Consider the following 18,314-nt stretch of genomic DNA (forward strand, 5'->3'; position numbering starts at 1 on the left):
ATGAAAATGAAGAAGATCATCCTCGCCGCATCGGCACTTTCGATCATGGCTGGCGCTGCCTTTGCTTCGCCAGCTAGCGGCATTGTTGGAAATATCAACACCGGCACCCGCGTCATTACTCTTGAAAGCGGCAAGAGCTTTACCGTCCCGCACGACGTTGCCCTGCCTGCGATCCAGGCCGGCGACACCGTCTCGCTCCAACTGAACGATGAAGGCGACAAGGTCCAGGCCGTCCTCCGCTAAGTGCGACGACTCCGAGACTTGGTGACCTGCAACAAGAAATAGCAGCCCGACAAAGATTTCGGCCTCGCTACGGACCTACGAAAGGAATACGAAAATGAAGACGATCATCCTCGCTGCCTCTGCACTTTCGATCATGACCGGCGCCGCATTTGCCTCGACTGCAAGTGGTGTCGTTGGCAACATCAATGCGGAGACGCGCGTCATTACCCTGGAAAGCGGCAAGAGCTACACCGTTCCGCGTGACGTCGCCCTGCCCGTGATCCAGGCCGGCGAAACCGTCTCGATCCATTTCAACGACGAAGGCGACAAGGTCCGGGCGGTTCTCCGCTAAGTGAGGCCGCATCGAGAGGCCGATTTCCGTCGGCCTGTCAGACTCAGAAAAGCCATGGGCCCCCACCCGTGGCTTTTTCTTTTTCCGCGATGAGCGCCACAACTTCAACGGAACCCGCCGGCCCAGGCGTCGCGCGTGAACGATGGCTTTCCATTCCGGTTTCAGCGCGCCGGGCAAGATCGCGTGATCAAAACGTGTCCCGAGTTTACCGCGGCGGCAGCAACAAGCGGACGCTGCCGGTCGTAGTTGTAGATGTCACCCGAGGTGCCCCAGGGCCCCGGACCTCAACAACCACCATAGGGAGTTACGATCATGAACAAGCTCATTCTTGCCGCCGCCGCCACAGCCCTTTTTTCAGGCTCGGCCCTCGCATCCGACGCCAGCGGCATCGTCGCCCGGTTCAATGCCGGCCCTCGCGTCATTACCCTCGATCATGGCGGCAGCTATACGATTCCGCGTGACGTTGCCTTGCCGTCGATCAAGGTCGGCGAGAAGGTGACGATCCTGCTCAACGACGAAGGCGACGTCGTCCGCAACGTCTTCGTCAGCCCGCAGTCGATGATGTGACTGCCTGTGCCGTCAGCGGCACGCTACGATCAACGCCATGGGCGCAAGCGTCCATGGCGTTCTTGCGGAACAGCGTTGCGAGCCGTTGTGCTCGCAATGCAAATGGAAATCAGGGGAAGGGATATAATGGTCGGAGTGGCCGGATTCGAACCGACGACCCCTTGACCCCCAGTCAAGTGCGCTACCGGGCTGCGCTACACTCCGGACCGGTCGCGATGTATCTTGATAATGGCGTCCTGGTCAACCCAATTCGGCGGCTTTCCCGCCAAACTTCTCCATCGCCAGGCAAGATATTGATGCCGCTGGCCAAAATCCCAGTGGAGCCGCTTCAGCGCACCTGATCGAGCAGCCGCTTGCACTCGAGAAGGTCGAACAAGGCCTCCTGCAGCAGGGCGCGATTGTCACGGGAAAGCTTGCCGCTGTCGGCGGCAACGGGCCCGTCTTCGTCGCCCTTGCCAAGCCCGAAGAAACGGCGGCTCGGCTTGGCCCTCGCCTCACCGACCAGCATCTCCTCGTCGGTGCCGCGCGGCTGGGCTGCGGGCGTCATCGGTGCTTCGGCCTGTTTGCGCTGGGCGATCGCCTCGACGGCCTTCATGTCGCCGCTGCCGACTGCGACGAGGAACTGGTTGCCGTTGTCGCGCAACAGCTTCTGCACGCCCTTGATGGTGTAGCCCTGCTCATAGAGCATGTGCCGAATGCCCTTGATGAGCTCGACATCCTGCGGCCGGTAATAGCGGCGGCCACCACCGCGCTTCATCGGCTTGATCTGGGTGAAACGCGTCTCCCAGAAGCGCAGTACGTGCTGCGGCAAGTCGAGGTCTTCGGCCACTTCGCTTATGGTGCGGAAGGCGTCGGGGCTCTTGTCCATGGTCGCCACTTTCGCAAAAACGATTCGTGATTCATTTCAGCGGTTTGCGCGGCAACATTCAAGCCCGGTGCGAATCACACACCAGGCTTTCAACCGCTTAGAGCGGAGTATTCGCTATTTGGCGGCTTTGGACTTGCCGTTCTGGTGAGCCCGCAGGATGCGGCTCTTGAGCACGTTGGACGCCTTGAAGGTCATCACCCGGCGCGGCAGGATCGGCACTTCTTCGCCGGTCTTGGGGTTGCGGCCGACACGTTCGTTCTTGTCGCGGACATGAAATGTGGCGAAAGACGACAATTTGACCGTCTCGCCGCGCACGATCGCTTCGCAGATTTCGTCGAGAACCGTTTCGACCAGTTGCGCCGATTCGGTGCGCGAAAGGCCGACTTTCCGGTAGACGGATTCAGCGAGGTCGGCACGCGTAAGTGTCTTTCCCCCCATGCGACGGTCCAATCCTCAAAAATCTGAAATTCAGCAAACGCGGCGGAGGTTAAGTAATTGATCCGTCAAGGTCAAGGACCGATGCCATGACCTTGGGGCGGACGCCATACGGGCTTGCCGAGGCGCCGAAATCACCACCTGAGAAGGACGGCACCCCAGGTAAAGCCACCGCCCATGGCTTCAAGCATGACGAGATCGCCCTTCTTGATGCGGCCGTCGGCAACGGCGGTGGAAAGCGCCAGCGGCACCGAGGCGGCGGATGTGTTGCCATGGAGATGCACGGTGACCACAGCCTTGTCTTCGGCGATGCCGAGTTTCTTGGCCGACGCATCGATGATGCGCTTGTTGGCCTGATGCGGCACGAACCAGTCGAGCGTGTCGGCCGAAACGCCGGTCTGGGCAAAAACATCCTCGATCACGTCGGTGATCATGCCGACTGCGTGCTTGAAGACTTCGCGTCCTTCCATCTTGAGATGGCCGACCGTGCCGGTCGTCGACGGCCCGCCGTCGACATAGAGCTTGTCCTTGTGGGTGCCGTCGGAGCGCAGGCTGGCCGCCAGAACGCCACGGTCGGCGATAGTGCCCTGCCCTTCCTCGGCCTCGAGCACCAGCGCACCGGCACCATCGCCGAACAGCACGCAGGTCGAGCGGTCGCTCCAGTCGAGGATGCGCGAGAAGGTCTCGGAACCAATGACCAGGACGCGCTTGGCAAGACCGCCCTTGATGTAGAGGTCGGCAGTGGTGACGGCATAGACGAAGCCGCTGCACACCGCCTGCATGTCGAAAGCGAAACCGTGGCGCATGCCGAGCCGGTTCTGGATCTCGACTGCGGTCGCCGGGAATGTGTTGTTGGGCGTCGAGGTCGCCAGCACGATCAGGTCGATGTCGTCAGGCGTCAAGCCGGCATTGGCAAGGGCGGCACGGGCGGCCGCCTCGCCCAGCGAGGCCGTCGTTTCGTCGTCGGCGGCGATATGGCGCTGACGGATGCCGGTGCGCTGGGCGATCCACTCGTCCGAGGTCTCGACCATGCCTTCGAAATCGGCGTTCTTCATGATGCGGCGGGGCAGCGCCGAACCGATCCCGCGCACAACTGATCTGATCACTTTGAAAAATCCTATTCCTGATCTTCGACCGCAGCAGCGGGGCGCCCCATCTGAGCATGTGGGTTGCGTGCATGAAACAAATCCAGATCGGCCTCGATGCGGTCGAGCAGCCGGTTCCGGACCATATCATATGCCATTTCGATGGCGGCAGCGAAGCCGTCCGCGTCGGCCCCGCCATGGCTCTTCACCACGATCCCATTGAGGCCGAGGAACACGCCGCCATTGGCGCGGCGCACATCCATCTTCTCGCGCAGGCGGTCGAATGCGCCCTTGGCGAAGATGTAGCCGATCTTGGCCATCAGCGTGCGGCTCATCGCTTCGCGCAGATAGCCGCCAATCTGGCGCGCGGTGCCTTCGGCGGTCTTGAGCGCGATGTTGCCCGAAAACCCCTCCGTGACAACGACGTCGGTGACGCCCTTGCCGATATCGTCGCCCTCGACGAAGCCCTGGTAGGTCATCGATGCCATATTGGCCTCGCGCAGCATGCGTCCGGCTTCCTTGACCTCTTCCTGGCCCTTGATCTCTTCGACGCCGACATTGAGCAGGCCGACGGTGGGCCGCTCGATGCCGAACAGCGCCCGCGCCATGCCGGTGCCGAGAATGGCGAAATCGATGAGTTGGTGCGCGTCGGCACCGATGGTGGCGCCGACATCGAGCACCACGCTCTCGCCACGCGTCGTCGGCCATAGGGCGGCGATCGCCGGCCGATCGATGGTGGCCATGGTGCGCAGGCAGAATTTCGACATCGCCATCAGCGCGCCGGTATTGCCGGCGGACACGCAGGCATCGGCGGTGTCGGACTTGACCGCCTCGATGGCCTTCCACATCGAGGATTTCCAGCGGCCCTGGCGCAGCGCCTGGCTGGGCTTGTCGTCCATCCTCACCGCAACCTCGCAGTGAACGAACTCGCTGACGGCGGCCAGCCGCGGCTGCTTGGCCAATTCGGGACGAACCACTTCCTCGCGGCCGTAGATGATGAAGCGAATATCGGTGCGCCTGGTGGCGACCTTGGCCAAGGCGGGAATGATCACGGAAGGGCCGTGATCGCCACCCATGGCATCAATGGAAATCTTGATCACGCGTCGGTCATCTCACTGTTGGCGTCGCAGGGCAGGCAAAAGTCCGGCGAAAATAGCGGTTCTGGACGACCGCACAACCGGGATTACGCGAAACGGCGGGCGTTTTCAAAGTTTCTTGGATATCAGGCGGAGCTTTTTCTGGAATTCGCTCTCGATCGGCTCGATGTCGTCGTCGCCGGAACTGGCGACCGCGGCACCCGTCTTGCGCGGATAAGGATCGATGGCCAGGCCGAAGAATTCCTCGGCAAGGGCGCCTGCGTCAATCGTGTCGCCGGTGAAGGTTTCCGGGCTGTCGGGACCATCGGCATCCAGCAGGATTTCGCCGGCAGAATTGAAGCCCTGCCTGGCAAGCTTGGAATCCTCGGGCAGGTAGACGCCTTCGATATCCTCGTCGATGGTCGCTTCGACCGGGTCGAGCGTGACGATGCATGCCTGGGTGATCCGAGCCTGCACGCGGCCGCTGACCTTGACGCCGTTGCGCTTCCATTTGGTGACCAAGAGGTCCGCCTTGTAGCGTTCTACCGACACCAGGTCGTGGGCCTCGGCAAGAGCTGCGCGCTGCGCCGCATCTGCATCGACCACAACGGCCATGCCCTTTTGTGGCAGCCGCGCGATGTTGACCGGGAAGGAAACCGGGCTTCGGGTCTCATCAAATTTCATGGGTCGCCTCCTTCAGGCTGCCTGCGGCACCGGATATGTCAGTTTGCCGGCACATATATCCTGCGAAGGCAGCTCTGCCAGAGCGCGATTCGCCGCAAAGACATAATCCGCGAGTTCCGAGGCCTGGGGCCATTCCTTGGCATCCGGACGAACGTTGCGCATCAGCGCCGCAGCAAGGGCGGCGTGATCGTCGCGCTCGAGCGCGTCCTTATAGGACTCGGTGCGGCCGTAGAACATCTTGGCCAGCTTCTTCATGCGCTTGGGCACGCCGACATCGCTGATGCCGAGCTCACGCAGGGAATGATCGACATCGAGGAAAAACTCATCGATCAGCAACTGGGCGATCTCCGCGGAAGCCCCGGTTTCACCGCGCAGGCGGTGCTGGAACAGGAACATGTGCAGCGAAAGCATCTCGAAACGGCCGAGCGGCGTATCGGGCACGTCCCAGGCGGAATAAAATGGCTCCTGCCGCGCCGCTGCCACGATTCGTGTATAGAGCGCGTCCGTGATGGCGCGGTTGGCTTGGCGTTCACGGCCAAACAGACGCTGGAACATTTGAGGGCGGTCTCCCGGGGACCCGTTTCGCTAAGTGGCCTTGTTGCATCGGCGCGCAAGCTGGTTTACCGGTTTTGCGGCTTCGCGCAAGCAGAGGCTCTGGCACGACAGGATGGAGTTGTTGTTGCACTCGCTGAAATTCAAGATGCCATTTTCGTTGCGTCCGGCTGGCGCAGTTTCGCTGATCGTGGCCGCAGCCGCGCTTTCGGCGTGCAACACCTCGAAGACCTTCGGTGACCTGACCCCCAGCGAGACGCTGACCCAGGGCTACGTCATCGACCAGCAGTCGATCGATTCCGTGCCGGTTGGTTCCAGCCGCGAGCAGGTCTTGCTTGCGCTGGGCACGCCGTCGACGACAGCGACCTTCGACAACGAGGTGTTTTATTACATCTCGCAGACGCGCAAGCGCGCCGTCGCCTTCGCCAAGCCCAAGCTTGTCGAGCAGCGCGTGCTGGCCGTCTATTTCGGCGCAGACGGGCGCGTCACCAACATCGCCAACTACGGCATGCAGGATGGCAAGGTGTTCGACTTCATCTCGCGCACGACGCCGACCGGCGGCAAGGACCAGAACTTCCTCGGCCAGCTGCTTGCAGGCGCGGGCAAGATGGGCTCGAGCGCGGCCAGCAGCATTTTCGGCGGCAGCTAGGCCGCACAAGACTTTTCAGAAATCTCAGGCAACAGAACCCGCGGGAGCAATCCCGCGGGTTTTTCTTTGCGCCCTCATCTGCCAGCACGCGAAAAACCCCGCCCGCATGGTGCGGACGGGGCTGGATCGAGCAGACAGCATCGGCAAGCGCAATCGCCTGCCGGGCGTTGATCAGCTATGCGCCAGGACGGCGAGCAGCAGGAGCGCGACGATGTTGGTGATCTTGATCGCCGGGTTCACGGCCGGACCGGCGGTGTCCTTGTAGGGATCGCCGACGGTATCGCCCGTCACCGACGCCTTGTGCGCCTCCGAGCCCTTCAGGTGCTTGACGCCGTCCTTGTCGGTGAAGCCGTCCTCGAACGACTTCTTGGCGTTGTCCCATGCGCCGCCGCCCGAGGTCATCGAGATGGCCACGAACAGGCCGTTGACGATGACGCCGAGCAGCGAGGCGCCTAGGGCCGCGAAAGCCGAGGCCTTGGAACCGGAGATCAGAAGCACGCCGAAATAGACGACCAGCGGCGCCAGAACGGGCAGCAGCGACGGGATGATCATTTCCTTGATCGCCGCCTTGGTCAGCAGATCGACCGCACGAGCATAGTTGGGCTTGGACGTTCCCTTCATGATGCCCGGATCCTCGCGGAACTGCTTGCGCACCTCCTCGACGATGGCGCCCGCGGCCCGGCCGACGGCGGTCATGGCGATGCCGCCGAACAGATAAGGGATGAGGCCGCCGAAGATCAGGCCGGCGACGACGTAGGGGTTGGACAGGTCGAACGACACCGTGCCGATATCGGCAAAGTACGGGTACTGCGCACTGTTGGCGGCGAAGTACTGCAGATCGTAGCTGTAGGCGGCAAACAGCACCAGCGCGCCGAGACCGGCGGAGCCGATGGCGTAGCCCTTGGTGACAGCCTTGGTGGTGTTGCCGACCGCGTCGAGCGCGTCGGTGGAATGGCGCACTTCCTTGGGCAGGCCGGCCATTTCGGCAATGCCACCGGCATTGTCGGTGACAGGGCCGAAGGCATCGAGCGCAACGATCATGCCGGCAAGGCCGAGCATCGTGGTAACCGCGATCGCCGTACCGAACAGGCCGGCAAGCTGGAACGTCGAGATGATGCCGCCGACGATGACGATCGCCGGAAGTGCCGTCGATTCGAGCGACACCGCCAGGCCCTGGATGACGTTGGTGCCGTGACCGGTGACCGACGCCTGGGCGATCGAGTTGACCGGCCGCTTGTTGGTGCCGGTGTAATACTCGGTGATGACGACGATCAGGCCCGTTACCACGAGGCCGACGAGGCCGCAGATGAACAGGTTTTGGCCCGTGATCAGCACGCCGCCACCGGTGCCGATCTCGCCCCAGCCGACAGTCAGCGACGTCGCCGCCCCAAGACCGACGATGGACAACAGGCCGGTGACGATCAGCCCCTTGTAGAGGGCGCCCATGATCGAGCCGTTGGAACCGAGCTTGACGAAGAAAGTGCCGATGATCGAGGTGATGATGCAGGCGCCGCAGATGGCGAGCGGATAGAGCATCACATTGGAAAGCACTTCCGTGCCGCCGAAGAAGATGGCGCCAAGGACCATGGTGGCGACGACGGTCACCGCATAGGTCTCGAACAGGTCGGCGGCCATGCCGGCACAGTCGCCGACATTGTCGCCGACGTTGTCGGCGATGGTGGCCGGGTTGCGCGGATCATCCTCGGGAATTCCAGCTTCGACCTTGCCGACGAGATCGCCACCAACATCGGCACCCTTGGTGAAGATACCGCCACCGAGACGGGCGAAGATCGAGATCAGCGAGGCGCCAAAGCCGAGCGCCACGAGCGAATCGATGACAACGCGATCAGCAGGCCCGTAGCCCATCGGGCCGGTGAGAATGAGGTAGTAGACCGAGACACCAAGCAAGGCGAGGCCGGCAACCAGCATGCCGGTGATGGCGCCCGACTTGAAGGCGATATCGAGGCCGGCGGCGAGGCTGTTGGAGGCGGCCTGGGCGGTACGAACATTCGCGCGAACCGAGACATGCATGCCGATGAAACCGGCGGCCCCCGAAAGCACTGCACCAATCAAAAAGCCGATCGCCGCGGATGCGGAAAGCAGCCACCAAGCGAGCAGGAACACGACGACGCCGACGATGGCGATGGTGGTGTATTGGCGCGCCAGATATGCCTGCGCACCTTCCCGGATGGCGGCGGAGATTTCCTGCATGCGCGCATTGCCCTGGTCGGCTGCGAGAACCGACTGAGTCGCCCATATGGCGTAAAGGACAGATAGCAGGCCGCAGGCGATGACGACGTAAAGCATTGTCATTGCCAATTCTCTTCCCTGATTGTGCCCGGAATTCCCCTCCCCGGGCTAGTGAACGAGACCGGCAGCCTCTACGCGGTTTCCGGCCCCTGGCGAACAATCCGAAACAGGGCAGCGAACGTCAAGACATCGCCAAGCTTTTGTCCCGGCTTTCGCCGCCTGCCCCGAATAGGCTGAACTCAAACGACAAATTCAACTCAGGCGAGATCATGGTCCAGCTGGTTGACGAAGATCAGCACAGCCAGCATCGTCATGTAGAACTTGAATGCGGCCTCCTGGCCGTTCCAGGTGCTGGACTGCCACATGGCGAACCACTCACCGCCGACGACCATGAAGCCGAGGAACCAGACAAGGAAACCCATGGTGGCGCCGATGACGACAAAGCCCTTGGCATCGTTGAATTCCCTGCCGGAACCCTTGCGGGCTTGCCAGAGCTTGAAAGCTGCGACCAGAAACAGCACGCAGGTCAATGCTTCGCCGACAATGATCAGCCAATAACCGGCGGTCCACAAAGCAGGGCTGGTGATCGAGCGATACATCAGCGCATTGCCCGGGAATGTGGTGTCCATGCTGAGCACATGCTGAACGAAGGCGAAATTGGAGCCATAGTCAGTGATGTTGCCGAACGCTACAAGGAAGGCGAAGGCCGCGAGGCAAAGGGACATTACGATCTTTGAGAGACGCAAGGTCATGGCAAGAACTCCTGCAGGTCAAACATCGGGGCATCAACCAGATCAATTGCCGAGTCTCGGCAATGATGCAACCGGCCGCCCGGTCAGCATTTCGCTGACAGCGACGGCAAAAGCATATGCCGGGAAGAACGGCATCGACGTCGAGCTGGAAGAAGTGCGGCTGTCTGCCGACTGTCAGATCGGGGACGTAGTGTCGATATCTTCTGGCGGCACCGCGCATGACTTTGCAGTCATGCGCCGCCGTTGGATCGTCGACCGGTCGCGCAGCCGGCTCGAAGTGACACTCGACCACCCCGTTCGCGGGCGGTGAAACGTCAGGCGTGGCCGACGCCCTGCCCCATGCGCCTGGCAGCCATGCGCTCCAGCGCCGACAGTGCGTCATAGATCAGCACCGCAAGTGCCGCGACGATCAACCCGCCCTGCAGGACGAAAGCGAGGTTGTTGGACTGCAGCCCGGCGATAATGACCTCACCGAGCGTCTTGGCGGCAACCGTCGAGCCGATGGTCGCCGTGGCAAGGCTGATGACAACGGAAAGCCTGATGCCGGCGAGAATCACCGGCACGCTGAGCGGCAGCTCGATCTTGAGCAGGCGCTGCCAGCCCGTCATGCCCGCCCCCCGTGCCGCCTCGACGACATTGGCCGGAGTGGTGGTCAGTCCAGTCAGCGTGTTCTCGAAGATCGGCAGCAGACCGTAGAGAAACAGCGCGATCAGGGTTGGCTTCTCGCCAAAGCCGACGGCCGGCACAGCCAGTGCAAGCACCGCCACTGGCGGAAACGTCTGGCCGATATTCACCAGGCTGCGTGACAAAGGCAGGAATTCGACGCCGGCCGGCCGGGTGACCAGGATAGCGAGCGCAACCGCAACGACGATCGCGGCAGCGGTGGCAATGGCGACCGTGCGCAAGTGCTGGAACGCCAGCGAAGAGAGGCTGCCCTGATTGTAGATCGCAGGTGCGCCATTCTGCGTCAGCGGCTTGAGCAACGGCTCGAACCATAGCGGGTTGCTCAGGAACGCGACCAACAGGGCCAGCAGGCAAAGCCGCAACAGCAGCGGAATCCAGGCCTTCATTGTGGCCTCGCGGCGCGCTTGACCAGGCCTTGGACTGTCACGCGCCCGATAGCCGTGCCATCTTCCGATGTCACCGGCATGGCAGCGCGTCCCGACCAGAGGAGTTCGGCGAGCGCGTCGCGCTGGCTCGCCTCGGCAGCTATGCCCTCGCCATCGGCACTGCCCGGCTCGACGGCATCGCGGACCTCTCCGAGCGACAGGAGCTTGAAAGGACGGTCGCTGGCCCCGACCAGCGTCTCGACGAACCCCGTGGCCGGTTTTGCCAGGATTTCGGCCGGCGATGCGTACTGGATCAGCTTGCCGGCATCCATGACGGCAATGCGGTCGCCCAGATGGACGGCCTCTTCCATGTCGTGGGTGACGAGGATGATGGTGGTGCCGAAGCGGTTCTGGATCGCCAGCAAATCTTGCTGTGCCTTGGTGCGGATGATCGGATCGAGCGCACCGAAGGGTTCGTCCATCAAGAGCACGTTGGGTTCGGCAGCAAGCGCGCGGGCGACGCCGACACGCTGCTGCTGGCCGCCCGACAACTCGTGCGGATAGCGTGGACCAAAGGCTGCCGGGTCGAGCTGCAGCAGCGACATCAGTTCATCGACCCGGGCCTTGATGCGCGCGGCATCCCAACCGAGAAGCAACGGAACGGTACCTATGTTCTGCGCCACCGTGCGGTGGGGAAACAGCCCGTTGCCCTGGATGGCGTAGCCGATGCTGCGGCGAAGTTCGTGGCCCGGGACGGAACGGTTGTCGACACCGTCGAGCTTGATCGTGCCCGACGTGGGCTCTACCAGGCGGTTGATCATGCGCAGAAGCGTAGTCTTGCCGGAACCCGAAGTGCCGACGATGACCGTCAGTGTGTGCGGCTCGATGACCATCGAGACATCGTCAACGACCGCGGCGTCGCCATAGCGCTTGGTGATGTTTTCGATTTCGATCATGCGGCCACCGTCGTGGATCTGCGGGTCGCGACTTGTTCGACCACCGCGTCGAGGATGATGGCAGCGGCAAAGGCCAGCGCCACAGTGGGGACCGCACCGAGCAGCACGAGGTCCATTGCCGTCTGGCCAACGCCCTGGAAGACGAAGACGCCGAAGCCGCCACCGCCGATCAGGGCAGCGATGGTGGCAAGGCCGATGTTCTGGACCAGCACGATGCGTATGCCGGTGAGGATGACGGGAAACGCCAGCGGAAACTCGACGCCCCACAGGCGCTGCCAGCCGGTCATGCCCATGCCGCGCGCCGCATCATTGGCAGTTCGGGGAACCCCAGCGAGCCCGACGACGGTGTTCGCCACCACGGGGAGCAGCGAATAGAGAAACAGCGCGACGAATGACGGCGCCGCGCCGATGCCGCGAATGCCGAGCGCTGAAGCGCCGGGGACATTGGCGGCAACCCAGCCGAGCGGCGCGATCAAGATGCCGAACAGCGCGATGGAAGGAATGGTCTGGACGATGTTGAGCACGTTGAGCACGCCCGCGCGCAGCGCCTCGACGCGATGGCACAGGATGCCCAGCGGTATTCCGACCAGCACCGCAGCGGCAAGCGAACCGAGCGCCAGCTGGACATGGCGCTTCGCCTCGTTCCAGAAACTGTCGGCACGATTGGCATATTCCTTGAGGATCGACAGGCTGTCCCACTGACCCGAGGCGAGCAGAAGCCAAACCGCAGCGGCGGCAATGCCAAGTACGGCGACGCGCCCGACGGGTGAAAGCTGCAGCCTTGTCAGGACATCAGCGAGCAAAAGGGTGAAGGCAAAGATCAAGAGCCAAAAACCAGAGGCCGGCGAGATGCGGGCGAAGGTGTTGCCCTCCGGCGTCAGATAGCTGCCGGCATTACCGATCAGCAGGGCAAGGGAAACCAGGGCAATGGCACTGGCGCCAAGACGCGCGGCCAGCGGCGTCTTGAACAGGGCAACGAGGCCGGCCGCAACCAGGATGACCAGCAGCACAAGCCCTGCCGGAGACGGCAGAGCCTCGAGAATCGAGCGCGGCTCACCGGCCACGATGCGGTTGGCGCGAAAGGTGGCAAATGGCGCCAAGAAGGCGCCATAGGCGGTGATCGCGGCGATCACCACGCCCAGCTTGTCGAACCTGATGCCCACTGTCGCGATGCGTCCCCGGTTCCGGCGGCGCGCCCCTGATGAGGCGCGCCGAGGAAGCTTACTTCAGAAAGCCGTTCTTCTTCAGGAAATCTTCGGCAACAGCCTTGGCCGGCTCGCCGCCAACCTGGACGCGGCCGTTGAGCTCCTGGAGCGTGACGAGGTCGAGCTTTTCGAACACCGGCTTGAGCAGGGTCTCGATCTGCGGGTGCTCCTTGAGCACCGCCTCGCGAATGATCGGGGCCGGCTGATAGACCGGCTGCACACCCTTGTCGTCGTCGAGCACGACCAGGCCCGATGGAGCGATGCCGCCATCGGTGCCATAGACCATGGCCGCGTTGGCGCCGTTGGTCTGGTTGGCGGCAGCGCCGATGGTGGCGGCCGTGTCGCCGCCCGACAGCGTGATCAGTTGCTCGGGCTTGAGCGTGAAGCCATAGGTGGTCTGGAAGGCGGGAAGTGCTGCAGCCGAATTGACGAACTCGGACGATGCCGCCAGCACGACGGTGCCACCGCCGGCGACGTATTTGCCGAAATCGCTGAGGGTGGCGAGCTTGTTGGCGTCGGCGAGGTCCTTGCGCAGCGCGATCGCCCAGGTGTTGTTGGCCGGCGATGGCGACAGCCAGACGATCTTGTTGGCGTCGTAGTCGAGCTTCTTGGCGGTTTCGAAGCCCTTGGCAGCATCTTTCCAGACCGGATCATCGGCCTTTTCGAAGAAGAAGCCGGCATTGCCGGTATATTCGGGATAGATGTCGATCTCGCCTGCCGCGATTGCCTTGCGGACGACCGGCGTCGCGCCGAGCTGGATGCGGTCGGTGGTAGCGATGTCATTGGCGTTGAGCACGGCTTGGATGATGTTGCCGAGCACGCCGCCTTCGGTGTCGATCTTGGAAGACACGACCACCTGTGCGCTTGCAGCGCTGGTGGCGAGGCCGAGTGCGATTGCCGCTGCGGCGATTGTTCTGGTCTGACGCATGGTGAAGCCCCTTCTCGTTGCCGGAATTCGGTGACCGCATATGAGCATGGCGATCCAGCTTCCGTCGGGGCATACGATTTCACAATGCGCAGGGGCTGCGCAATATTATTTTGTATTTTGAAGTAATCGCCGGCCTCGATTGCCGACATCCTCCTGTCAGGCAGTCCGGCTCCGGCGCGCGAACGACAGAGTCGCCAGCGCGGCCAAGCAAACCGCGCAGATGGGGAAGACGATCCAGGCGAGCATGTCCCAGCCATAGGCGTTGTAAACTGCGCCCGACATCAGCGATGCAAGGGCCACCGAGCTGAACAGGATGAAGTCATGAAAGCCTTGGACCTTGCCCTTTTCCGACGGGCGATAGGCTGTGGACACAATGGCCGTCGCGCCTATGAAGCCGAAATTCCAGCCGAGTCCGAGCAGGATGAGTGACGTCCAGAACTGCCAAAGCGCGATGCCCGACAGTGCCACGATGGCGCAGCCGATCAGCAGCAAGACGCCCAGGCCGACGATGCGCTCAGGGCCAAAGCGCTGAATCAGGCGCCCGGTGAAGAAGCTCGGGCCGAACATCGCCATGACATGCCAGGAGATGCCGAGCGTCGCTTCGTCCGGCGAAAACCCGCAGCCGACCATCGCGAGCGGTGCACCGGTCATGACGAAGGTCATCAGGGAGTAGGTGCCGACAGCACAGACGAGTGCGGCGGCAAAGCGCGGTTGCGCCAATATCTCGAGCATCGGGCGCGCGTCCGCCTGCGAGGCTTCGGCATGAACGCCGGTCACTTCCTTCACCCTGAGGAAGGACAGGATGACAGCGCCAACCGCTGCGAGCCCGATAATCGCGGCAAAGGAGCCGGCGAACATCACCGGCGCGAACATTTCACGCGTGAAAATGACGATCTGTGGCCCGAGGATGGCGGTGACAATGCCGCCGGCCAGCACGAAGGAAATCGCGTTCGCCTTGAATTCGGGCGGCGCGTTGTCGGCGGCGGCAAAACGGAACTGCTGCACGAAGGCGCTGCCGACGCCGAGCATCAGAAGGCCGAAGACAAACAGCCAGAACTCCGAGCGGAACAGCGCCAGCGTGGCGATCGCGCCGCCAACGGCGGTGACGGCGGTACCGAACATGAAGCCGCCGCGCTGTCCGAGCCCGCGAATGATCGCGGCAGCGGGAAGCGCACCAAGCGCCATGCCGACGCTGAAGCCGGTGATCGGCGCGGTCGCCAGCGACTTGTCGGTGTCGAGGAGGTAGAAGCCGGCCAGGCCGCCAAGCGAGAAGGCGATCGGTGCGGCGGAGCCGATGATGGCTTGCGATGCGGCGAGGATATAAGCTGTCCGCCGCGCTTCGCGTTCGCCACCGGTCATAATGCGTCCTTGCCCTTACCCTCGCCGCGCAGCTTGCGGGAGACACGGTCGAGTACGGCGTTGACGAGCTTGGGCTCGTCGTCGGCGTAGAAGGCCTTGGCGATGTCGACATATTCCGACACGATCACGGCCACGGGAACGTCCTGGCGCTTCATCAACTCGTAGACACCGGCGCGCAGGATGGCGCGCAGCGTCGAATCGAGGCGCGACAGCGGCCAATCCTCGGTCAGGGACTGGCGGATCACCGGATCGACGGTCTTCTGGTTCTCCACCACGCCAGCGAGAATGGCGCGGAACCACTGGGCGTCGGCCTCGCGATAGAGCGCGCCGTCGACTTCCTTGCCGAGGCGGAAGGCCTCGTATTCCGCGGTGATTTCGAGCAGGCCGCTGCCTGCGACGTCCATCTGGTAGAGCGCCTGGACGGCCGCAAGACGGGCAGCCCCGCGCTTGTTGGCCTGGCGTGCGGGCGGCTGGGCTTTGTCTTCGGGAGACGTCACGACCGTGCAGCTCCGAGTTTTTCGCGAACTGCGATCATGGTCAGTGCGGCACGCGCGGCAAAGCCGCCCTTGTCGCCTTCATTGCGGCGCGCACGGGCCCAGGCTTGGTCGTCGTTTTCGACAGTCAGGATGCCGTTGCCGACGCAGATCGATTCCGAAACCGCAAGGTCCATCAAGGCGCGGCAGGACTCGTTGGCAACGATGTCGAAGTGGTAGGTCTCGCCGCGAATGACGGTGCCGAGGGCGACATAGCCGTCATAATGCGTGCCTTCGTCGTCGGCAGCGTCGAGCGCAAACGAGATAACGGCCGGAATTTCGAGCGCGCCGGGAACGGTCACCACGTCATAGGATGCACCGGCATCGGCCAAGGCAGACTTGGCGCCGTCCAGCAGCGCGTCTGCGAGGTCGTCGTAAAAGCGCGCCTCAACAATGAGGAGCTTCAGTTTCTTGTCGTTGGCCATGTCAAATCTCCGGCAGGAGCGGCTGACTTAGGCCGAACCGGATGAGTTCGCAAGCGAAGTGTTAAGCACTGTGGCAGGAAACCGCTGACCGGCCGACCGGTGGCACGCAGCGTGGCTCAGAGCCCTTCCCTGGCAGCGTCGGCAAGGCGTGCCGCATAGCGCGCCATGGTGTCGACCTCGAGGTTGACGCGGTCGCCGACGTTGCGCTCGCCCCATGTCGTGACCTGCAGCGAGTGATGAATCAACAGCACGTCGAAGCGCGTGCCCTCGACCTTGTTGACGGTCAGCGACGTGCCGTCGAGCGCGACCGAGCCCTTGGGAGCAATGAATTTCGCCAGCTCGCGCGGGGCTTCCAGGCGAAAGCGCACCGCCTCGCCCTCGTCCTCGCGCGCCACGATCTCGGCCATGCCATCCACATGGCCCGACACGATATGGCCGCCGAGTTCGTCACCGATCTTGAGTGCGCGTTCGAGATTGACCTTGCGACCGGCCGCCCAGTCGCTTGCCGTGGTCAGGCGAAGTGCTTCTTCCCAGGCCTCGACCTCGAACCAGCGGGCATTGGACGTGGCTTCGGGCAGCGCCACCACGGTCAGGCAGACGCCGGAGCAGGAAATCGAGGCCCCGATGTCGATTGTCTTCGGGTCGTAGGCGGTGTCGAAGCGTAAGCGGACGCCCTGGTCGAGCGGTTTTGCAGACGCGACTGTGGCCACGTCGGTGACGATCCCGGTGAACATCAGATTTCCCTTATCCATTCGGCGAAGGTGTCCTCGCCGAAGCGAGCTTCGCGCACAAGGCTGAACCCTGCCGGTATATGGTCGCGACCGATGGGGGCCGCAATACCATCCGCCCCGATCGCCTCCGGACCGGAAAACAGCGCGATCCGGTCGACCAGACCTTCGTCGAGGAAGGCCCGTGCGGTGTCGGCTCCGCCTTCGACGATGATCCGCGACATGCCTTGATTGGCGAGATCCTCAAGCAGTTCGGGAAGTGCCACGCGGCCGTCATAGGTCTCTGTCGCCAGGAATTTCACGCCCGCGCGCTCGAGTTCGGCCCGGTTCTTCGGATCGCCTTCCGGGCACGCAGCGACAAACACCGGCACATCATGCGCCGATCGCGCCAGCTTCGACGTCGCCGGCAACCGCGCGAGCCTGTCGAGCACGATGCGTGCCGGCGAACGGTTGCGGAGCCCGGGCAAACGCACGGTCAATTCGGGATCGTCGGCAAGTGCGGTGCCGATGCCGACCAGGATGGCATCGATTTCGGCGCGCATGACGTGGACCTGGCGGCGGGCGACCTGCCCGGTGATCTCGATCTGTCCCTGGCCGCGCCTGCCGATCATGCCATCGGCGGAAAGCGCAAGTTTCAGAATCACTTCAGGGCGCTTCCTCAAGGACCGATTCATGTATCCGGCAAGCTGATCGGCGGCCTCGCGGGCAAGCACGCCTTCCTTGACCTCGATACCGGCGCCGCGAAGAATGGCGTATCCCCTGCCCGATACGCGCGGATCGGGGTCGCTGGCAGCGCCGACAACACGGGTTATGCCGGCGTTGACGAGCGCATTGGCACAGGGCGGCGTGCGGCCGTGATGAGCACACGGTTCGAGCGTGACATAGGCGGTGGCGCCCCGCGCAAGGTCGCCGGCTTCGGCCAGAGCTTCGGCCTCGGCGTGCGGACGGCCGCCGATGGCAGTGACGCCGCGCCCGACGATAACCGGTCCGTTGCCGCCGTCGCGGACAATGAGCGTGCCTACTGCCGGATTGGTCGAGGTCAGGCCGAGATTCTTCCGCGAAAGCCTGAGAGCGGCCGCGATGTAGCGGCGGTCGATCCTGTCCTGCTCGGATGCACTCATGTCCCTGGCCATCGCTCAGCCGGCTTCCTCTTCGCCTTTCAACTCGCCCAATACCTCATGGAAGTCCTTGGCCTCGCGGAAATTGCGATAGACCGAAGCGAAGCGCACATAAGCGACATCGTCGAGCGTCTTCAGCGCTTCCATCACAAGGCGGCCGATCTCGCCCGAGGGAACTTCCGTTTCGCCGGAGCTTTCGAGCTGGCGAACGATACCGGTCACCGCGCGCTCGATGCGCTCGGGATCGACGTTGCGCTTGCGCACGGCGATCTCGACCGACCGAGCCAGCTTGTCGCGGTCGAACGGCACCTTGCGGCCGGTCTTCTTGAGCACGACGAGGTCGCGCAGCTGCACGCGCTCGAATGTGGTGAAGCGGCCGCCGCAGACCGGGCAGATGCGCCGCCGGCGGATCGCAGCACCGTCCTCGGCCGGACGGGAGTCCTTCACCTGCGTGTCTTCAGACTGGCAATATGGGCAACGCATCGTTCGGCCTTGTCATTCGAATCCCCGACCGGGAAAGG

The 18,314-nt window shown here is 63.2% G+C and carries 23 protein-coding genes and 1 tRNA gene; 5 read left to right on the forward strand and 19 right to left on the reverse strand.

The annotated features are described in order from the left end of the window. The first annotated feature begins 6 nt into the window (after positions 1 to 6). From CO731_RS19770 to CO731_RS19780, 3 genes are all read left to right on the forward strand, one after another. A complete protein-coding gene (locus CO731_RS19770) occupies positions 7 to 243 on the forward strand; it encodes a DUF1344 domain-containing protein (RefSeq protein ID WP_108608478.1) in 237 nt (78 codons plus the stop codon). A 94-nt stretch (positions 244 to 337) separates the two neighbouring features. Next, on the forward strand, positions 338 to 574 hold the full coding sequence (locus tag CO731_RS19775; RefSeq protein WP_108608479.1) for a DUF1344 domain-containing protein: 237 nt from the start codon (positions 338 to 340) through the stop codon (positions 572 to 574). Between the two features lie 312 nt (positions 575 to 886). Beyond that, on the forward strand, positions 887 to 1,141 hold the full coding sequence (locus tag CO731_RS19780; RefSeq protein ID WP_108608480.1) for a DUF1344 domain-containing protein: 255 nt from the start codon (positions 887 to 889) through the stop codon (positions 1,139 to 1,141). Between the two features lie 127 nt (positions 1,142 to 1,268). Here CO731_RS19780 and CO731_RS19785 read toward each other — a convergent pair. The 7 genes from CO731_RS19785 to CO731_RS19815 all read right to left on the reverse strand — a co-directional run bounded on the left by CO731_RS19785 (position 1,269) and on the right by CO731_RS19815 (position 5,844). Next, positions 1,269 to 1,345: transfer RNA gene (locus tag CO731_RS19785), tRNA-Pro, on the reverse strand. Positions 1,346 to 1,469: 124 nt separating this feature from the next. Next, complete coding sequence (locus CO731_RS19790; protein ID WP_108608481.1) at positions 1,470 to 2,009, reverse strand: MerR family transcriptional regulator; 540 nt, start codon at positions 2,007 to 2,009, stop codon at positions 1,470 to 1,472. A 114-nt stretch (positions 2,010 to 2,123) separates the two neighbouring features. Continuing rightward, positions 2,124 to 2,447: an integration host factor subunit alpha gene (locus tag CO731_RS19795; RefSeq protein WP_055971437.1), complete on the reverse strand. Its 324-nt coding sequence runs from the start codon at positions 2,445 to 2,447 to the stop codon at positions 2,124 to 2,126. Between the two features lie 131 nt (positions 2,448 to 2,578). Then, on the reverse strand, positions 2,579 to 3,550 hold the full coding sequence (locus CO731_RS19800) for a beta-ketoacyl-ACP synthase III (protein ID WP_108608482.1): 972 nt from the start codon (positions 3,548 to 3,550) through the stop codon (positions 2,579 to 2,581). Positions 3,551 to 3,561: 11 nt separating this feature from the next. Further along, entirely contained in the window at positions 3,562 to 4,629 is a 1,068-nt protein-coding gene (gene plsX, locus CO731_RS19805) for a phosphate acyltransferase PlsX (protein ID WP_108608483.1), read from the reverse strand. 105 nt (positions 4,630 to 4,734) lie between these two features. Continuing rightward, positions 4,735 to 5,289, reverse strand: a complete 555-nt coding sequence (locus CO731_RS19810; RefSeq protein ID WP_108608484.1) for a DUF177 domain-containing protein — start codon at positions 5,287 to 5,289, stop codon at positions 4,735 to 4,737. A 12-nt stretch (positions 5,290 to 5,301) separates the two neighbouring features. Then, positions 5,302 to 5,844 (reverse strand): ubiquinol-cytochrome C chaperone family protein, encoded by a 543-nt coding sequence (locus tag CO731_RS19815; RefSeq protein ID WP_108608485.1) that lies wholly within the window; start codon positions 5,842 to 5,844, stop codon positions 5,302 to 5,304. Positions 5,845 to 5,956: 112 nt separating this feature from the next. On the opposite strand from CO731_RS19815, the gene CO731_RS19820 reads away from it, so the two are divergent. Next, complete coding sequence (locus CO731_RS19820) at positions 5,957 to 6,490, forward strand: outer membrane protein assembly factor BamE (RefSeq protein WP_183261844.1); 534 nt, start codon at positions 5,957 to 5,959, stop codon at positions 6,488 to 6,490. Between the two features lie 171 nt (positions 6,491 to 6,661). Here CO731_RS19820 and CO731_RS19825 read toward each other — a convergent pair whose 3' ends face one another. After that, the gene (locus CO731_RS19825; RefSeq protein ID WP_108608486.1) at positions 6,662 to 8,803 is read right to left on the reverse strand and encodes a sodium-translocating pyrophosphatase; all 2,142 of its coding nucleotides are present in this window, start codon (positions 8,801 to 8,803) and stop codon (positions 6,662 to 6,664) included. A 194-nt stretch (positions 8,804 to 8,997) separates the two neighbouring features. Then, on the reverse strand, positions 8,998 to 9,492 hold the full coding sequence (locus tag CO731_RS19830; protein ID WP_108608487.1) for a DUF2165 domain-containing protein: 495 nt from the start codon (positions 9,490 to 9,492) through the stop codon (positions 8,998 to 9,000). Between the two features lie 46 nt (positions 9,493 to 9,538). Between CO731_RS19830 and CO731_RS19835 the strand changes: the two genes are divergently transcribed. Then, complete coding sequence (locus tag CO731_RS19835) at positions 9,539 to 9,802, forward strand: hypothetical protein (RefSeq protein ID WP_245439422.1); 264 nt, start codon at positions 9,539 to 9,541, stop codon at positions 9,800 to 9,802. A 4-nt stretch (positions 9,803 to 9,806) separates the two neighbouring features. On the opposite strand, the gene CO731_RS19840 is transcribed toward CO731_RS19835, so the two are convergent. The 10 genes from CO731_RS19840 to nrdR all read right to left on the reverse strand — a co-directional run bounded on the left by CO731_RS19840 (position 9,807) and on the right by nrdR (position 18,276). Next, positions 9,807 to 10,562, reverse strand: a complete 756-nt coding sequence (locus CO731_RS19840) for an ABC transporter permease (protein ID WP_108608488.1) — start codon at positions 10,560 to 10,562, stop codon at positions 9,807 to 9,809. Continuing rightward, positions 10,559 to 11,497, reverse strand: coding sequence for an ABC transporter ATP-binding protein (locus tag CO731_RS19845; protein ID WP_108608489.1), 939 nt, complete (start codon positions 11,495 to 11,497; stop codon positions 10,559 to 10,561). Before CO731_RS19845 ends, CO731_RS19840 begins: the two co-directional genes overlap by 4 nt. After that, positions 11,494 to 12,660 carry an ABC transporter permease gene (locus CO731_RS19850; protein ID WP_108608490.1) on the reverse strand — a complete coding sequence of 389 codons (1,167 nt, stop codon included), beginning with the start codon at positions 12,658 to 12,660 and terminating at the stop codon, positions 11,494 to 11,496. The genes CO731_RS19845 and CO731_RS19850 overlap by 4 nt, the downstream gene beginning before the upstream one ends. 58 nt (positions 12,661 to 12,718) lie before the next feature. After that, on the reverse strand, positions 12,719 to 13,630 hold the full coding sequence (locus tag CO731_RS19855) for an ABC transporter substrate-binding protein (RefSeq protein WP_108608491.1): 912 nt from the start codon (positions 13,628 to 13,630) through the stop codon (positions 12,719 to 12,721). A 156-nt stretch (positions 13,631 to 13,786) separates the two neighbouring features. Continuing rightward, positions 13,787 to 14,989 (reverse strand): MFS transporter, encoded by a 1,203-nt coding sequence (locus tag CO731_RS19860; RefSeq protein ID WP_108608492.1) that lies wholly within the window; start codon positions 14,987 to 14,989, stop codon positions 13,787 to 13,789. Next, complete coding sequence (nusB, locus tag CO731_RS19865; protein ID WP_108608493.1) at positions 14,986 to 15,486, reverse strand: transcription antitermination factor NusB; 501 nt, start codon at positions 15,484 to 15,486, stop codon at positions 14,986 to 14,988. The genes CO731_RS19860 and nusB overlap by 4 nt, the downstream gene beginning before the upstream one ends. Continuing rightward, positions 15,483 to 15,947: a 6,7-dimethyl-8-ribityllumazine synthase gene (locus CO731_RS19870; protein ID WP_108608494.1), complete on the reverse strand. Its 465-nt coding sequence runs from the start codon at positions 15,945 to 15,947 to the stop codon at positions 15,483 to 15,485. Before CO731_RS19870 ends, nusB begins: the two co-directional genes overlap by 4 nt. Positions 15,948 to 16,063: 116 nt before the next feature. Further along, complete coding sequence (locus CO731_RS19875) at positions 16,064 to 16,681, reverse strand: riboflavin synthase (protein ID WP_108608495.1); 618 nt, start codon at positions 16,679 to 16,681, stop codon at positions 16,064 to 16,066. Continuing rightward, positions 16,681 to 17,808 carry a bifunctional diaminohydroxyphosphoribosylaminopyrimidine deaminase/5-amino-6-(5-phosphoribosylamino)uracil reductase RibD gene (ribD, locus tag CO731_RS19880; protein ID WP_108608496.1) on the reverse strand — a complete coding sequence of 376 codons (1,128 nt, stop codon included), beginning with the start codon at positions 17,806 to 17,808 and terminating at the stop codon, positions 16,681 to 16,683. Before ribD ends, CO731_RS19875 begins: the two co-directional genes overlap by 1 nt. A gap of 3 nt (positions 17,809 to 17,811) precedes the next feature. After that, positions 17,812 to 18,276 carry a transcriptional regulator NrdR gene (gene nrdR, locus CO731_RS19885; RefSeq protein WP_108608497.1) on the reverse strand — a complete coding sequence of 155 codons (465 nt, stop codon included), beginning with the start codon at positions 18,274 to 18,276 and terminating at the stop codon, positions 17,812 to 17,814. Between the last annotated feature and the right edge of the window lie 38 nt (positions 18,277 to 18,314).

The sequence above is a fragment of the Aminobacter sp. MSH1 genome (assembly GCF_003071665.1).
Classification (GTDB): Bacteria; Pseudomonadota; Alphaproteobacteria; order Rhizobiales; family Rhizobiaceae; genus Aminobacter; species Aminobacter niigataensis.

What these genes read in the sequence shown, in the direction of transcription:
- CO731_RS19840 (WP_108608488.1), bottom strand. Translation starts at nt 10,562, where the DNA reads ATGAAGGCCTGGATTCCGCTGCTGTTGCGGCTTTGCCTGCTGGCCCTG.
- ribD (WP_108608496.1), bottom strand. Translation starts at nt 17,808, where the DNA reads ATGGCCAGGGACATGAGTGCATCCGAGCAGGACAGGATCGACCGCCGC.
- CO731_RS19855 (WP_108608491.1), bottom strand. Translation starts at nt 13,630, where the DNA reads ATGCGTCAGACCAGAACAATCGCCGCAGCGGCAATCGCACTCGGCCTC.
- CO731_RS19795 (WP_055971437.1), bottom strand. Translation starts at nt 2,447, where the DNA reads ATGGGGGGAAAGACACTTACGCGTGCCGACCTCGCTGAATCCGTCTAC.
- CO731_RS19825 (WP_108608486.1), bottom strand. Translation starts at nt 8,803, where the DNA reads ATGACAATGCTTTACGTCGTCATCGCCTGCGGCCTGCTATCTGTCCTT.
- CO731_RS19845 (WP_108608489.1), bottom strand. Translation starts at nt 11,497, where the DNA reads ATGATCGAAATCGAAAACATCACCAAGCGCTATGGCGACGCCGCGGTC.
- CO731_RS19780 (WP_108608480.1), top strand. Translation starts at nt 887, where the DNA reads ATGAACAAGCTCATTCTTGCCGCCGCCGCCACAGCCCTTTTTTCAGGC.
- CO731_RS19770 (WP_108608478.1), top strand. Translation starts at nt 7, where the DNA reads ATGAAGAAGATCATCCTCGCCGCATCGGCACTTTCGATCATGGCTGGC.
- CO731_RS19820 (WP_183261844.1), top strand. Translation starts at nt 5,957, where the DNA reads ATGGAGTTGTTGTTGCACTCGCTGAAATTCAAGATGCCATTTTCGTTG.
- CO731_RS19790 (WP_108608481.1), bottom strand. Translation starts at nt 2,009, where the DNA reads ATGGACAAGAGCCCCGACGCCTTCCGCACCATAAGCGAAGTGGCCGAA.
- CO731_RS19875 (WP_108608495.1), bottom strand. Translation starts at nt 16,681, where the DNA reads ATGTTCACCGGGATCGTCACCGACGTGGCCACAGTCGCGTCTGCAAAA.
- nrdR (WP_108608497.1), bottom strand. Translation starts at nt 18,276, where the DNA reads ATGCGTTGCCCATATTGCCAGTCTGAAGACACGCAGGTGAAGGACTCC.
- CO731_RS19830 (WP_108608487.1), bottom strand. Translation starts at nt 9,492, where the DNA reads ATGACCTTGCGTCTCTCAAAGATCGTAATGTCCCTTTGCCTCGCGGCC.
- CO731_RS19860 (WP_108608492.1), bottom strand. Translation starts at nt 14,989, where the DNA reads ATGACCGGTGGCGAACGCGAAGCGCGGCGGACAGCTTATATCCTCGCC.
- CO731_RS19775 (WP_108608479.1), top strand. Translation starts at nt 338, where the DNA reads ATGAAGACGATCATCCTCGCTGCCTCTGCACTTTCGATCATGACCGGC.
- CO731_RS19810 (WP_108608484.1), bottom strand. Translation starts at nt 5,289, where the DNA reads ATGAAATTTGATGAGACCCGAAGCCCGGTTTCCTTCCCGGTCAACATC.
- CO731_RS19870 (WP_108608494.1), bottom strand. Translation starts at nt 15,947, where the DNA reads ATGGCCAACGACAAGAAACTGAAGCTCCTCATTGTTGAGGCGCGCTTT.
- CO731_RS19815 (WP_108608485.1), bottom strand. Translation starts at nt 5,844, where the DNA reads ATGTTCCAGCGTCTGTTTGGCCGTGAACGCCAAGCCAACCGCGCCATC.